Source organism: Leucobacter albus, assembly GCF_039528015.1.
GTDB classification, from domain to species: Bacteria; Actinomycetota; Actinomycetes; order Actinomycetales; family Microbacteriaceae; genus Leucobacter; species Leucobacter albus.
Genome location: NZ_BAAAKZ010000017.1, coordinates 194,324 through 206,970, shown reverse-complemented (window position 1 = coordinate 206,970; position 12,647 = coordinate 194,324). Strand labels below are relative to the sequence as shown.

12 protein-coding genes and 1 pseudogene are annotated in these 12,647 nt (G+C 67.5%); 8 read left to right on the top strand and 5 right to left on the bottom strand.

What is annotated here, in order from left to right; all coding sequences use genetic code 11:
• Positions 1-20: 20 nt before the first annotated feature.
• On the top strand, positions 21-1,523 hold the full coding sequence (gene guaB, locus ABD115_RS15920) for an IMP dehydrogenase (RefSeq protein WP_343962684.1): 1,503 nt from the start codon (positions 21-23) through the stop codon (positions 1,521-1,523).
• A gap of 50 nt (positions 1,524-1,573) precedes the next feature.
• Here the strand turns inward: guaB and ABD115_RS15915 are convergent, their stop codons facing one another.
• Both ABD115_RS15915 and ABD115_RS15910 read right to left on the bottom strand, forming a co-directional pair.
• Entirely contained in the window at positions 1,574-1,969 is a 396-nt protein-coding gene (locus ABD115_RS15915) for an ArsR/SmtB family transcription factor (RefSeq protein ID WP_343962682.1), read from the bottom strand.
• A 59-nt stretch (positions 1,970-2,028) separates the two neighbouring features.
• Entirely contained in the window at positions 2,029-3,024 is a 996-nt protein-coding gene (locus ABD115_RS15910; RefSeq protein WP_343962680.1) for a cation diffusion facilitator family transporter, read from the bottom strand.
• 132 nt (positions 3,025-3,156) lie between these two features.
• On the opposite strand from ABD115_RS15910, the gene ABD115_RS15905 reads away from it, so the two are divergent.
• From ABD115_RS15905 to ABD115_RS15875, 7 genes and pseudogenes are all read left to right on the top strand, one after another.
• On the top strand, positions 3,157-4,278 hold the full coding sequence (locus ABD115_RS15905; protein WP_343962679.1) for a GuaB3 family IMP dehydrogenase-related protein: 1,122 nt from the start codon (positions 3,157-3,159) through the stop codon (positions 4,276-4,278).
• A gap of 2 nt (positions 4,279-4,280) precedes the next feature.
• Positions 4,281-5,231, top strand: coding sequence for an SURF1 family cytochrome oxidase biogenesis protein (locus tag ABD115_RS15900; protein WP_343962677.1), 951 nt, complete (start codon positions 4,281-4,283; stop codon positions 5,229-5,231).
• A gap of 10 nt (positions 5,232-5,241) precedes the next feature.
• Entirely contained in the window at positions 5,242-5,730 is a 489-nt protein-coding gene (locus ABD115_RS15895; protein WP_343962675.1) for a DUF3817 domain-containing protein, read from the top strand.
• Positions 5,727-7,310 (top strand): glutamine-hydrolyzing GMP synthase, encoded by a 1,584-nt coding sequence (guaA, locus tag ABD115_RS15890; RefSeq protein ID WP_343962673.1) that lies wholly within the window; start codon positions 5,727-5,729, stop codon positions 7,308-7,310. The genes ABD115_RS15895 and guaA overlap by 4 nt, the downstream gene beginning before the upstream one ends.
• A complete protein-coding gene (locus ABD115_RS15885; RefSeq protein ID WP_343962671.1) occupies positions 7,301-7,990 on the top strand; it encodes a bifunctional 4-hydroxy-2-oxoglutarate aldolase/2-dehydro-3-deoxy-phosphogluconate aldolase in 690 nt (229 codons plus the stop codon). Before guaA ends, ABD115_RS15885 begins: the two co-directional genes overlap by 10 nt.
• A gap of 70 nt (positions 7,991-8,060) precedes the next feature.
• Positions 8,061-8,625 (top strand): annotated as a pseudogene (locus tag ABD115_RS15880) (NYN domain-containing protein); the annotation flags it as partial.
• A gap of 374 nt (positions 8,626-8,999) precedes the next feature.
• The gene (locus ABD115_RS15875) at positions 9,000-9,320 is read left to right on the top strand and encodes an OST-HTH/LOTUS domain-containing protein (RefSeq protein ID WP_343962800.1); all 321 of its coding nucleotides are present in this window, start codon (positions 9,000-9,002) and stop codon (positions 9,318-9,320) included.
• 66 nt (positions 9,321-9,386) lie between these two features.
• Here ABD115_RS15875 and ABD115_RS15870 read toward each other — a convergent pair whose 3' ends face one another.
• The 3 genes from ABD115_RS15870 to ABD115_RS15860 form a co-directional block, all read right to left on the bottom strand.
• Complete coding sequence (locus tag ABD115_RS15870; RefSeq protein WP_343962669.1) at positions 9,387-10,376, bottom strand: aldo/keto reductase; 990 nt, start codon at positions 10,374-10,376, stop codon at positions 9,387-9,389.
• Between the two features lie 173 nt (positions 10,377-10,549).
• Positions 10,550-11,428 carry an amidohydrolase family protein gene (locus ABD115_RS15865; protein ID WP_343962667.1) on the bottom strand — a complete coding sequence of 293 codons (879 nt, stop codon included), beginning with the start codon at positions 11,426-11,428 and terminating at the stop codon, positions 10,550-10,552.
• Between the two features lie 383 nt (positions 11,429-11,811).
• Positions 11,812-12,630, bottom strand: coding sequence for a Bax inhibitor-1/YccA family protein (locus ABD115_RS15860; protein ID WP_343962666.1), 819 nt, complete (start codon positions 12,628-12,630; stop codon positions 11,812-11,814).
• Between the last annotated feature and the right edge of the window lie 17 nt (positions 12,631-12,647).

The following is a 12,647-nucleotide window of genomic DNA, read 5'->3' as shown; positions in this document are numbered from 1 at the left end:
ACGAGCATTAAAGAGGTTGTATGGAACAGCGTGACCCCTTCGCGTTCACAGGACTCACCTACGACGACGTGTTGCTGCTACCCGCGCACACCGACGTCATTCCGAGCGAGGCCGATACCTCGACGCAGCTCACGAGGCGTGTGCGCCTCGCGATGCCGTTGATCTCGGCCGCAATGGATACGGTCACCGAGACGCGCATGGCCGTCGCCATGGCGCGCAACGGTGGCCTGGGTATTTTGCACAGAAACCTGTCGATTCAAGACCAGGCAGAGATGGTCGACCGGGTGAAGCGCTCTGAGGCTGGCATGATCACGAACCCGCTGACCACCACGGTCGACGCGAGTGTCGCCGAGGTCGACGCGATCTGCGGCGAGTACCGTGTGTCGGGTCTGCCTGTGGTCGACTCCGCCGGGGTGCTGCTCGGCATCATCACGAATCGCGACATGCGCTTCATCGACCCGAAAGATCGCGCGAACGTGCGCGTCTCCGACGCAATGACCCGCATGCCGCTGATCACGGCCCGCACCGGCATCTCGCGCGACGAGGCAGCCGAACTCTTCAAGCAGCACAAGATTGAGAAGCTGCCACTCGTCGACGCAGATGGTCGGCTCACCGGCCTGATGACGGTGAAAGACTTCGACAAGGAGGAGCAGTACCCGCTCGCCACGAAAGACGACGCGGGGCGACTTCGAGTCGGCGCGGCAGTTGGCTTCTTCGGCGACGCGTGGAAGCGCGCAGGCCAGCTCGTCGATGCGGGAGTTGACGTGCTCGTTGTCGACACCGCGAACGGCGATTCGAAGGGCGTGCTCGACATCATCGCGAAGATCAAGGCTGACCCCGCCTTCGCGTCGGTTGACGTGATCGGCGGCAACGTCGCGACGTACAACGGTGCGAAGGCAATCGTCGAGGCTGGCGCTGACGCCGTGAAGGTGGGCGTCGGGCCCGGCTCGATCTGCACGACCCGCGTGATTGCGGGCGTCGGTGTGCCTCAGGTGACCGCGGTCTACGAGGCCGCGAAGGCGGCGACGCCGGCTGGCGTTCCCGTTATCGCAGACGGTGGCCTGCAATACTCGGGAGATATCGCCAAGGCGCTCGTCGCCGGTGCGTCGTCGGTGATGATGGGCTCGCTGCTCGCCGGCACCGACGAAAGCCCTGGTGACCTCGTGTTCGTCGGCGGCAAGCAGTACAAGTCGTACCGGGGCATGGGGTCGCTCGGAGCGCTGCAGACACGCGGCGAGCGCACCTCGTACTCGAAGGATCGCTACTTCCAGGCCGACGTGCCAAGCGACGAGAAGCTCATTCCCGAGGGCATCGAGGGCCAGGTACCCTACCGCGGCCCCGTCGGCGCCGTCGCACATCAGATGGTCGGGGGCCTGCGCCAGTCGATGTTCTACGTCGGCGCGCGCTCGATCACCGAGCTGAAGGAGCGCGGCCAGTTCGTGCGCATCACCTCGGCTGGGCTCAAGGAGAGCCACCCGCACGACATTCAGATGGTCGTGGAAGCGCCGAACTACCGCAAGTAGTTTGGGCCCCGGTGTCGGGGCGCAGCCGCGAGGGCCGTCGGCGAATCAGATCACTCTGATTCGGCGGCGGCCCTCGCTGTTCCCGTGCCGTGCACGGGGCAGAGCGCAACCGCATCGCCCGTGAGCGCGAGCAGGTTCTCTGCGGCTGCGAGCAGCGCGGTGATGGCCTCGCCATGCAGCAGCGAGTACACCGATGCGCGGCCCTGGGGCCGCGACTCGACGAGCCCCGCCTCTTTGAGCTTCGCGAGGTGCTTCGAAACGGTGCTCTGGGAGAGCCCGAGGTGCTCGGTGAGGTCAACGACTCGGTGCTCACCGAGCTGCAGGTGCTGGAGGATAACGAGTCGCGACGGGTCGCTGAAGCTGTGGAACAGGCAGGTCGCCGGCACGAGTGCCTCGATGTCTGCCGCCCGACTCCCGCTTTGCGCTGCCTTCGCGTTGATCGTCATTTCTCGATGATACTGCCCCTCATGCTCGAACCCGGCAAGGTCGGTGAGAGCCGCGCCGGTCAATGGCTGTGGCCCGCGTGCTGCCCGCCGCTGACCGCCGGTGTGCTCGTGAGCCCGGCGAGGTCGCGGTGCATGAGGCCCTCGTGGTCGAGATGCGTCGGCTCCTCGAACTGGAACGTGCAGTGCTCGATGCCGAAGCGCTCGCGCATAATGAGCGTGAGCTCGTCAAGCATGCGAGAGTGCGTGCGCGGTGCGCCGTCGGGGGAGTCGGGCACGATGTGCGCCGACATGACCGAGACCCCGCTCGTGAGCCCCCAGACGTGCAGGCTGTGCACGTCAGCGACACCGTCGGTCTCGACGATCGACGCGCGCACCTCGTCGAGATCGATGCCGGCTGGCACGCCCTGCATGATGAGGTTGATCGCCTGCTTGAGCAGCATGAACGCGCGCGGCAGAATGATGACCCCGATGGCGGCCGCAGCGATGGCGTCGCCCTGATTCCACCCGAGGGTGACGTTGAGAATGCCTGAGATGATGATCGCGGCGGCGCCGATGCCGTCACTCATGACCTCGAGGAAGGCCGCCTTCACGTTCAGGCTCTCTTTGGCGCCGCGGTTCAAGATGACGAGCGAGGTCGCCGCGCCAATGAGCCCGACGACGGCGAAGGCGATGACGCCGCCGCCCGCGACATCGGTCGGGTTGAACCACCGCTCGACGGCCTCGTAGAGAATGAACCCGCCGAGACCGAACAGCAGCAGGCAGTTGATGAGCACGGCAACGATTTCTGCGCGCATCAGCCCGTAGCTGCGCTTCTTGCTCGCCGCCTTCGTCGCGAGCACCGTCGCGATCAGGGCGATGAAGATGCCGCTCGCGTCGACGGCCATGTGCATCGCCTCGGCTGCGAGGGCGAGGCTGTTGGTGATCAAAGCTCCGACGACCTGCGCGACTATGATCGCGGCGTAAATGGACAGCACGACGATGAGGCGTTTGCGATAGCCCCCCGTCGCTGTCTGCACTCCGCCTGCGCTGTGATCGTGGTTGTGCCCCATACCCATGCTGCGTCTCCCTCGGTGGATCAATAACATCGTTCAGAGGCGATGATAGCTCAAATAATCGATCCCGTGTAGTGGGCCGTCGAATCTGCACGTCACAGGGTGCGCGACGGATGCACCCGATAGACTGTGCGGGTGAGCAACGAGATCGAAATTGGTCGCGGAAAGCGCGCCCGCCGTGTCTATACATTCGACGAGATCGGCATTGTGCCGACGCGGCGTACCCGCGACCCAGAACTCGTCTCGACCTCCTGGACGATTGATGCGTTCCAGTTCGACATCCCGGTCATCGGTGCGCCGATGGACTCGGTCATGTCGCCGGCAACCGCCATTCAGCTGGGCCAGCTTGGCGGCCTCGGGGTGCTCAACCTTGAGGGCCTCTGGACGCGGCACGAGAACCCAGAGCCGCTGCTCGAGGAGATCGCACGCGTCGACGACGAGGTCGCGGCAGTCAAGCGCATGCGCGAGCTCTACGCCGCCCCGATCAAGCCCGAGCTGATTCGCGATCGACTCGCCGAGATCCGTGACGCTGGCGTCACTGTCGCTGGCGCCCTCTCGCCGCACCGCACCGCGGAGTTCACCGACACCGTCGTGAAGGCGGGGGTCGATCTCTTCGTGATTCGGGGCAACACGGTCTCGGCCGAGCATGTGTCGGTCGAGGGGCGCGAGCCTCTCAACCTCAAGCAGTTCATCTACGAGCTCGACGTCCCCGTGATCGTTGGCGGTGCCGCGACCTACCAGTCCGCGCTGCACCTCATGCGCACGGGCGCGGCGGGCGTGCTCGTTGGTTTCGGTGGTGGCGCATCCTCCACGACACGCGTGACCCTCGGAATTCGCGCACCGATGGCGAGCGCCATCGCTGACGTGGCTGGCGCTCGCACCGACTACCTCGACGAGTCGGGCGGTCGGTACGTGCACGTCATCGCCGACGGTGGGCTCGGCACCTCCGGTGATCTCGTGAAGGCGATCGCGTGCGGCGCCGACGCGGTGATGCTCGGCGCGTCACTCGCGCGCGCCACCGACGCGCCCGGCCGCGGCTGGCACTGGGGCCAGGAGGCCCATCACGAAGACCTGCCGCGCGGGCGGCGTGTTGCGGTTGACCAGATTGCCCCGCTCGCCGAGATCATGAACGGCCCGGCGCACATCGCAGACGGCAGTGCCAACCTGCTCGGCGCGCTGCGTCGCGCGATGGCGACGAGCGGCTACTCCGACGTGAAGGAATTCCAGCGCGTCGACATCGTTCACGCCGAGCGGTAGACATGTCATCCCGCACCCCTGAGTACCTCGGCGAGCCGACCCTCGGCCAGGTGATGCGGCGACCACAGTGGATCGCGGCGTTGCTGCTCGCGATGGTCGTGGCCGCGGTGTTCGCCTGGCTCGGGCAGTGGCAGATGGGCAACGCGATCCGCGATAACGTCGAGGAGCTCACCTCGACGGAGAAGGTCAGGCCGATCGACGACCTGACCGCGCCGATCGCCGGCATCCCCGAGATCTCCGCGGGGGCGGTCGTCGCGGTCGAGGGCGCATTCGTTGCTGAGGATTTCTCGGTCGTGAGCGAGCGCATGAACCAGGGAACCGATGCCGACGGGGAGCGGGAACAGGGCGCGTGGGTCGTTGGGCACCTCGTGCGTACGGGGCAGGACGACGCGAGCCTCGCTGTCGCCGTCGGCTGGGCCCCAAGCGATGCCGCCGCGCACCAGGCGGTCGCGCACCTGAGTGAACTGCCCCAGCAGAACCTGCGGCTCGAGGGTCGCTACCTGCCAGCCGAGGCCCCCGAGGTGCCGAGGCCAGACGGCGATCCGCACTATTCGCGAACCATGGTTCCCGCGTTCCTCGCGAACACCTGGAGCGAGCCCCCGACCGGCCCAATCTACGGCGGGTACCTCGTGCTGCACGAAACGGCAGACGCGCCCGCCCTCGCCGACGCCGGCCTCGCGGGCATCGACTCCGTCGCCCCAAGTGCCCCTGAAAAGGTGAGCTGGCTCAATGTGTTCTATGCGATTGAGTGGGTAGTGTTCGCCGCCGTCGCACTGTTCCTGTGGTATCGCCTCGCCCGCGATGCGTGGGAGAAGGAACACGAGATGCTGCTGCTCACGGCCGAGGCCGAAGCCGAAGCCGAAGCCGCAGCGAGGTCACGCACCGACGCTCACCCGAACAGCTCGACGGTTGCCCCTGCCACCGGCGAAACAGGAACCGATCCCAAACCATAGAATGGAAGTCATGCAACTCCAGCCGAAGCCCGAGGACTACCCCCGCATTCGCCGCTCGCTGCGCGTGTACAAGGTGACCTCAGTCATCACCGGCGTCATGCTGCTGCTGCTCTGCGCAGTCATGGTCATGAAGTACGCATTCAAGGTCGAACTCTTTCTGTTTACGCCGAACGGGTTCGCGGAGTTCCTGCCGATCGTTCCCGATGGCCAGGAGGCCGAGTTCGCCCGCCCGGGCTTTGACCTGTTCAAGGCGATCCTCATCGCGCACGGCTGGTTCTACGTCGTCTACCTCATCGCGAACTTCATGCTGTGGAGCCCGATGCGATGGAACTTCGCGAAGTTCCTGCTGCTCGCCCTCGGCGGCGTGATCCCGTTCCTTTCCTTCATCCTTGAGGGGCGTATCGCCCGCGAGGTCACCACTTTCCTTGCCGAGAAGGAAGCGGCGCTTGCCGCGACTTCCGGCTCGTCCGATTCACACCGCCAGGAAGGCACAGCATGACAGAAGTAGCGCACGACGGGCACCGGCCCGTTCTCGTCGTCGATTTTGGTGCGCAGTACGCGCAGCTCATCGCGAGGCGTGTGCGCGAGGCCGGGGTCTACTCCGAACTCGTCCCGCACACGATCAGCGCAGACGAGGTCCGCGCGAAGAACCCGGCTGGCATCGTGCTGTCGGGCGGCCCCTCGTCGGTGTACGAGGAGGGCGCGCCAGCGTTCGATGATGCAATCTTCGAGCTCGGCATCCCGACGCTCGGCATTTGCTACGGCTTCCAGGTCATGGCGCGCGCGCTCGGCGGCACCGTTGGCAACACCGGCGACCGCGAGTACGGGGCGACCGACGCGAAGGTACTCGCAGGCGGCGGCGCGATTCTTGGCGGCCAGCCTGAGCACCAGAACGTCTGGATGAGTCACGGCGACGCCGTGCAGCAGGCGCCCGAGGGCTTCGACGTGCTCGCAAGCACCGACGTCACCCCCGTCGCCGCGTTTGGCTCGCCCGAGCGCAAGATGTATGGCGTGCAGTGGCACCCCGAGGTGAAGCACTCCGAGCACGGCCAGCAGATTCTCGAGAACTTCCTGCACACCGTCGCGGGCATTCCCGCCGACTGGAACGCAGGCAACGTCATCGCCGAGCAGATCGAGGCGATTCGCAAACAGGTCGGGAACGCGCGCGTCATCTCCGCGCTCTCCGGCGGCGTCGACTCGGCCGTTTCGACCGCGCTCGTCCACGAAGCAATTGGGGACCAGCTCACCGCGGTGTTCGTCGACCACGGTCTGCTGCGCAAGGGCGAGCGCGAGCAGGTCGAGCGCGACTACGTCGCGTCGACCGGCGTGCGCCTCATCACCGTCGACGCCGAAGACATCTTCCTCGGTCACCTCGCCGGTGTCACCGACCCCGAAGAGAAGCGCAAGATCATCGGCCGCGAGTTCATCCGCGCGTTCGAGAAGGTGCAGCTCGACCTCGTCGCTGAGGCGAAGGCCGAGGGCGAGCCCATCAAGTTCCTCGTTCAGGGCACGCTCTACCCCGACGTCGTCGAGTCGGGCGGGGGATCGGGCACCGCAAACATCAAGAGCCACCACAACGTCGGCGGGCTGCCAGAGGATCTCGACTTCGAGCTCATCGAGCCGCTGCGCGCGCTGTTCAAGGACGAGGTTCGGGCCATCGGGCGCGAGCTCGGCCTGCCCGAAGCGATTGTCGGCCGCCAGCCGTTCCCCGGCCCCGGCCTCGGCATTCGCATCGTCGGCGAGGTCACCCGCGAGCGCCTCGATATTCTCCGCGAGGCAGACGCGATCGCGCGCGCCGAGCTCACCGCCGCAGGTCTCGACGACACGATCTGGCAGTGCCCGGTCGTGCTGCTCGCCGACGTGCGCTCGGTCGGCGTGCAGGGCGATGGTCGCACCTACGGCCACCCGATCGTGCTGCGCCCCGTCTCCTCTGAAGACGCGATGACGGCCGACTGGACGCGCGTGCCGTACGACGTACTCGCACGCATCTCGAACAAGATCACGAACCAGGTGCCAGACGTCAACCGCGTCGTGCTCGACGTCACGTCGAAGCCGCCAGGGACGATCGAGTGGGAGTAGCCGCTGGGGTGCCCGCGGGGGCTCCTTCGGGCGACAGCTTCGGGCGCATGCTCGAGGCTGTCGCCTCAGCGCGCCTGGTTCCCGTCGTCAGCCTGGCCTCGGTCGAGCAGGCGCTGCCGCTTGCCGATGCGCTCATCGCGGGCGGCATCGCAGCCGTTGAGATCACGCTGCGCACCGCGAGCGGGGTTGGAGCGATCGCGGCGCTCGCCGGGTACTCCGACCGGCTCACCGTTGGCGCGGGCACAGTCGTGTCACCAGAGCAGCTTGATGAGGTTGCTGACGCAGGCGCAGAGTTCGTGATTTCTCCAGGCATCGATGAGGCTGTTGTGCGGCGCAGCCTCGCGCGCGGCATTCTGCCCATACCGGGGGTGGCGACCGCGAGCGAGGTGCAGCTCGCCCAGCGACTAGGGCTTGGTGCGGTGAAGGCATTCCCAGCCTCGCTGCTCGGCGGCCCCGGGTTCGTGCGCGCAATGCGCGGCCCGTTCCCCGAGATGCGGTTTCTTCCGAGCGGGGGTGTGAGCCTAGCCAACGCTGCCGAGTATCTTGCGACTCCTGGTGTGCTCGCGGTGAGTGGCAGCTGGATGGTGCCCGACGACGCGGTCGCTTCGAGTGACTGGGAGCGTATTGCTGCGCTCGGAGCGGCTGCGATGGCAGCGCTCGGCGCCGATCCGCTCGGCTAGCCAGGCGATTATTTCGTGGGGAATCGCGCAATCGCCTGACACGGGCCTCGAGGGCTGTCAGACTGGGAGGGTGCTGGATCTTCAAAACGGCCGCGTAGCGGTCTACCTCGACTTCGACAACATCGTGCTCTCGTGGTACGACCGAGTGCACGGCCGCAACTCGTTCTCGCGTGACCGCCAGCGCATTGCCGAGGGCGACCGCGACCCCGAGATCGTGGCACGCCTCGACGCCGCAATCGTGAATGTCGGCGCGATCATCGATTACGCGTCGTCGTTCGGCACGCTCGTGCTCACGCGCGCCTACGCCGACTGGTCTGCTCCGATGAATGCGGAGTACCGCTCGCAGCTCGTCGCCCGCGCAGTCGATCTGGTGCAGCTGTTCCCGGCGGCCGCGTATGCGAAGAACGGGGCCGATATTCGGCTCGCGGTTGATGCGGTCGAAGACATGTTTCGGTTGGAAGACCTCACCCACGTCGTGATCGTCGCCGGTGATTCCGACTACGTGCCGCTCGCGCAGCGCTGCAAGCGCCTCGGGCGATATGTGGTTGGCGTTGGTGTTGCGGGCTCGACGGCGAAGTCGCTCGCTGCGGCGTGCGACGAGTTCGCGACCTACGACGCTCTGCCGGGCGTCGCGCCGCTGCGGCAAGGCCCGGCTGCCACTGGGCAGGGCTCGGAGCGCGGCCGGGGTGGATCGCGGCGCGCAAGTTCGCGTGGTGAATCGGGGGCCGCTGCGGGCTCGCAATCGGCTGATGCCTCGCGTGGGCAGGAGCCGACGAAGCCTGACGGAGCGGCTACGGGCGACGAGGCTGAGAAGCCGCCGCAGGGCGCGCAGTCTGGCGCGCAGTCTGCGAAGGGCGCAGCCGCGGAGAAATCTGCGAAGACGGCGCGGTCGGAGAAGAGCGCGCAACCCCAGCAGGGGAACGACGAGCAGGAGCCGGGGCGTGGGTCGCGGGGGAAGGGCGCGAACCGGGGCCGCGGCGACTCGGCGCACGACGACCTCGAGGGCGGCGTGGGCGTCGCAGCGGGCGCCAACCTCGACGACCTCGACGACACTGTCGATTCGCTCGACTCGGAGAGCCCGGAGGAGCTCGACATCGCGGTGACTGGGCTCTTGATTCGGGCGCTATGGCTCAGCCAAGACAGGGACGACTCGGGGTGGTTGTACAGCTCGGCGGTGAAGCAGCAGATGCGGCGCATGGACCCGTCGTTCAACGAGAAAGCGCTGGGCTTTCGGTCGTTCTCCGATTTCTTGAAGTCTCGCTCCGATGTCGTGGAGCTCGAGGAGAGCGGGCACGAACGCCTCGTGCGCCTCGCCGAGCAGTCGGACTAGCCGAAGCTCGCCCGCGCCGCCGCTGAGTACTCGCGCCGCGGCTCAGGCACCCGTGCGGCTGCGGGGCTATTCGATGGCGGCCGGGCTGACGAGGCCCGCCGAGACCAGATCGCCCCACAGCGTGTCGGGAATCTCGGCCGAGTAGCGCGCGACGGCGTCGGGCACGTGGCCCGGGCGCGACGCGCCGACCACAACGGAGGCCACGCTCTGCTGCTGCAGCGGAAATTGAATCGCAGCATCTGGCAGCGTGACGCCGTGGCGCTCGCAGATGTCGGCGAGCCCGTTCGCTCGCGCGATGAGCTCGGCGGGGGCATCGCCGTAGTCGTACTGGGCCCCTGCGTCGGGGCGCGGCTTCGCGAGGAGGCCCGAGTTGTAGACGCCCGCGATCACGACGGCCGCGCCCGTCTGGTCAGCTGCGGGGAAGAGGTCGTGCAACGCACCCTGCTCGAGCAGTGTGTACCTGCCTGCGAGCATCACGATGTCGGCGTCGGCCTCGAGCACGAAGCGGGTGAGCATTGCCGCCTGATTCATGCCGGCGCCGAACCCTCCGATCACGCCCTCCGCGCGGAGCCGCTGGAGGGCTGGCACAGCCCCGGCAAGCGCCGCATCCCAGTGGGCGTCGGGGTCGTGAATGTAGGCGATGTCGATGCGATCGAGCCCGAGCCGATCGAGGCTCTCCTCGATTGAGGTCGTGACGCCTCGCTCACTGAAATCCCACACCCGGGTCTCGGTGTCTGGGACGACGAACCCCTCGCGGTCTTGGCCCGTTGGCTCGGGGTTCGGGCGCAGCAGCCGCCCGACCTTTGTCGACAGCACGTACTCGTCGCGCGGGTAGCGGCGAAGCGCCGCTCCGAGCCTGCGCTCCGAGAGCCCGAGGCCGTAGTGCGGTGCGGTGTCAAACAGCCGAATACCGGCCGCCCACGCGGTGTCGACAATCTCGTCGACCGTCGCGTCGGGCATCTCGCGGTAGAGGTTGCCAAACTGGGCGCAGCCGAGCCCGAGCTCCGTCAGCGACAAGCCGGTGCGGGTGATGCGACGCGGGAGGGAGGTGGTCATCGAGGTTCCTTCTCAGTGGCTGGAGCCGAGCGGGGCGTGGTGCGGGGTGCTGCGGGGTGCTTGGGGGTGGTGCGGGGTGCTGCGGGGTGCTTGCGGGGTGCTGCGGGGTGGTGTGGGGTGATGCTGAGCGGTGCTGCTGCGTGGCGCTGCGGGGCGGTGTTGCGCAGCAGCGACTACGACGTGGTGCTCGCCTCGAGCGCAGCGTCGAGCTGTGGGTACCACTCGAGGGCCGTGCCGGCCCACACCCGAGACTGCTCCGAGTTCGACAGGGCTGTGAGTGTCGCCTCGGCGAGCTCAACAGCCGCAGCGTATCCGCCTCCGAGCACGCTCACTGGCCAGTCGCTGCCAAACATCAGGTGCGCCGGGCCGAACACGCCGAGCGCGGTCTCGGCATAGGGGGCGAGGCGCTCGAGCGTCATGGGCCGCGCGTCGAAGGTGAGGAAGCCAGAGAGCTTGCAGGCCACGTGCGCGTGCCCGGCGAACCCCCGCATGCCGTGCTCCCAGCGCTCGAAATCGACCTCGCGCATCGTCGGCTTCGCCAGGTGGTTGACCACCATGCGGGTGTCGGGCCTCGCGGCGGCGAGCCGTGCGGCAGCGTCGAGATTCGCCGGGCTCATGAGTAGATCGAGGCAGAGACCGCGCTCGCCGAGCGCCGTGGCTAGGTCGTGTACGCTGCGAGAATCGAGCCAGTCTGGGTCGGGGCTGTACTCTGCCGCTACCCGCACACCGGCCAATCGCTTGCCGCCAGGGCCTGCGAGCAGCTCATCGAGCTGCTCGCCTGCTGGCCGGGTGTCGTGCTCGAGATCGAGCCAGCCGACGACTGCAGCGAGCTCCGGGTGCTCCTCCGCGAGCGCGAGCACCTCGGGGGTTTCGGCGGCAACGGGAACGGTCTGCACAAACACCCCGTAGCGAATGCCGGTGGGGTGGGCGGCTGCGGCCCAGTCGTCGGGGGAGTAGGGGCCCGCGATAACGGCGGCGGTTGCCTCGTCCATCCACGTCTGAGGGCGCACGCGCTGATCCCAGAGATGGTGGTGGGCGTCGATGCGCAACATTGGGGCCTCCGCTGACTGGGCCCCGCCTGAGAGCGCCGGGGCCGCGTAACCGTATCGTGTAGGCAATCAGCATATCGTGCACGATTTATCTCTGCCACTTATCTCTGACACCGCACCGCGCCCTGGCCATGCGTCGATGCCCCTGCCTCCCGGCCTCTCGCCCGCTGCGCTCGATAGGCGATCTGCTGTAGATAGCACCGCAGCCACGGCCACGGTGTGTTCCTCTGCAGATCACCCCGGGTTTGGCGCCCCGGCCCGGGCGCCCCGGCCCGGGCGCCTCGGCCCGGGCACTCCGGCCCGGGCAGCCCACGCGCCCCGCACGCACAACGGCCCGGGGCATACGCCCCGGGCCGTAGTTGTCGCGGGTCAACCGCGGCAGAGTGCTAGTCGCGGAAGATCGCGATGATGCGCAGAATTTCGAGGTAGAGCCACACGAGGGTGACGGTGAGGCCGAACGCGGCCGACCAGCCCCACTTCTCGGGCACGCGGTTCTTCACGCCGTTCTGCACGAGCTCGAAGTCCATCACCAGCGAGTAGGCCGCGAGCAGCACGGCGAGGCCGCCGATCACGAGGCCGAGCGGGCCGCTGCGCATGCCCCACGGGTCGTCGTTCACGCCGGTGAGCATCACGATGAAGTTGATCACCGAGAACGCGAGGTAGCCGGCCATCGCGATGAGCACGATCTTCGTCATGCGTGGGCTGGTGCGCACCTTGCCGCTGCGGAACAGCAGCAGCGTGACGCCGAACACGGCGAGGGTACCAATGACCGCCTGCGAGACGATGCCGGGGTACATGGTCTCGAAGGTGCCCGAGATCGCGCCGAGGAACAGGCCCTGGGCGGCGGCGTACGCGACGATGAGCGGAACGCTCGGCTCCTTCTTGAACGAGTTCACGAGGCCGAGCACGAGGCCCGCGATGGCGCCCGGAATCATCAGGGCCGGCATCATCCAACCGACAGCGCCGAGGGCGAGCACCACGACGAAGAGCAGCACGGTCTTCGAGATCGTGTTCTCGTAGGTCATCGGCCGGTCTGATGGGGTGATGATGGGCGGCTGACCCGCCGCGGGGTCGACGCTCGCGGGGGCGTCAACGCCCGGCCGGTTGGTCGCAGCCGCCGGCTGGTCGTAGATACGGTGCAGCTCCTCCGCAGTGAGGGTCTTGCCGTTCAATGCGGGGTTGTTGCTGAGGGCAGGATTGCTCATGCGCAAAGGCCTTTCGA

Excerpts from the sequence above, each read along its gene's own strand:
- ABD115_RS15895 (WP_343962675.1), top strand. The coding sequence starts at position 5,242 with ATGCAACTCCAGCCGAAGCCCGAGGACTACCCCCGCATTCGCCGCTCG.
- guaA (WP_343962673.1), top strand. The coding sequence starts at position 5,727 with ATGACAGAAGTAGCGCACGACGGGCACCGGCCCGTTCTCGTCGTCGAT.
- ABD115_RS15870 (WP_343962669.1), bottom strand. The coding sequence starts at position 10,376 with ATGACCACCTCCCTCCCGCGTCGCATCACCCGCACCGGCTTGTCGCTG.
- ABD115_RS15865 (WP_343962667.1), bottom strand. The coding sequence starts at position 11,428 with ATGTTGCGCATCGACGCCCACCACCATCTCTGGGATCAGCGCGTGCGC.
- ABD115_RS15900 (WP_343962677.1), top strand. The coding sequence starts at position 4,281 with ATGTCATCCCGCACCCCTGAGTACCTCGGCGAGCCGACCCTCGGCCAG.
- guaB (WP_343962684.1), top strand. The coding sequence starts at position 21 with ATGGAACAGCGTGACCCCTTCGCGTTCACAGGACTCACCTACGACGAC.
- ABD115_RS15860 (WP_343962666.1), bottom strand. The coding sequence starts at position 12,630 with ATGAGCAATCCTGCCCTCAGCAACAACCCCGCATTGAACGGCAAGACC.
- ABD115_RS15915 (WP_343962682.1), bottom strand. The coding sequence starts at position 1,969 with ATGACGATCAACGCGAAGGCAGCGCAAAGCGGGAGTCGGGCGGCAGAC.
- ABD115_RS15910 (WP_343962680.1), bottom strand. The coding sequence starts at position 3,024 with ATGGGTATGGGGCACAACCACGATCACAGCGCAGGCGGAGTGCAGACA.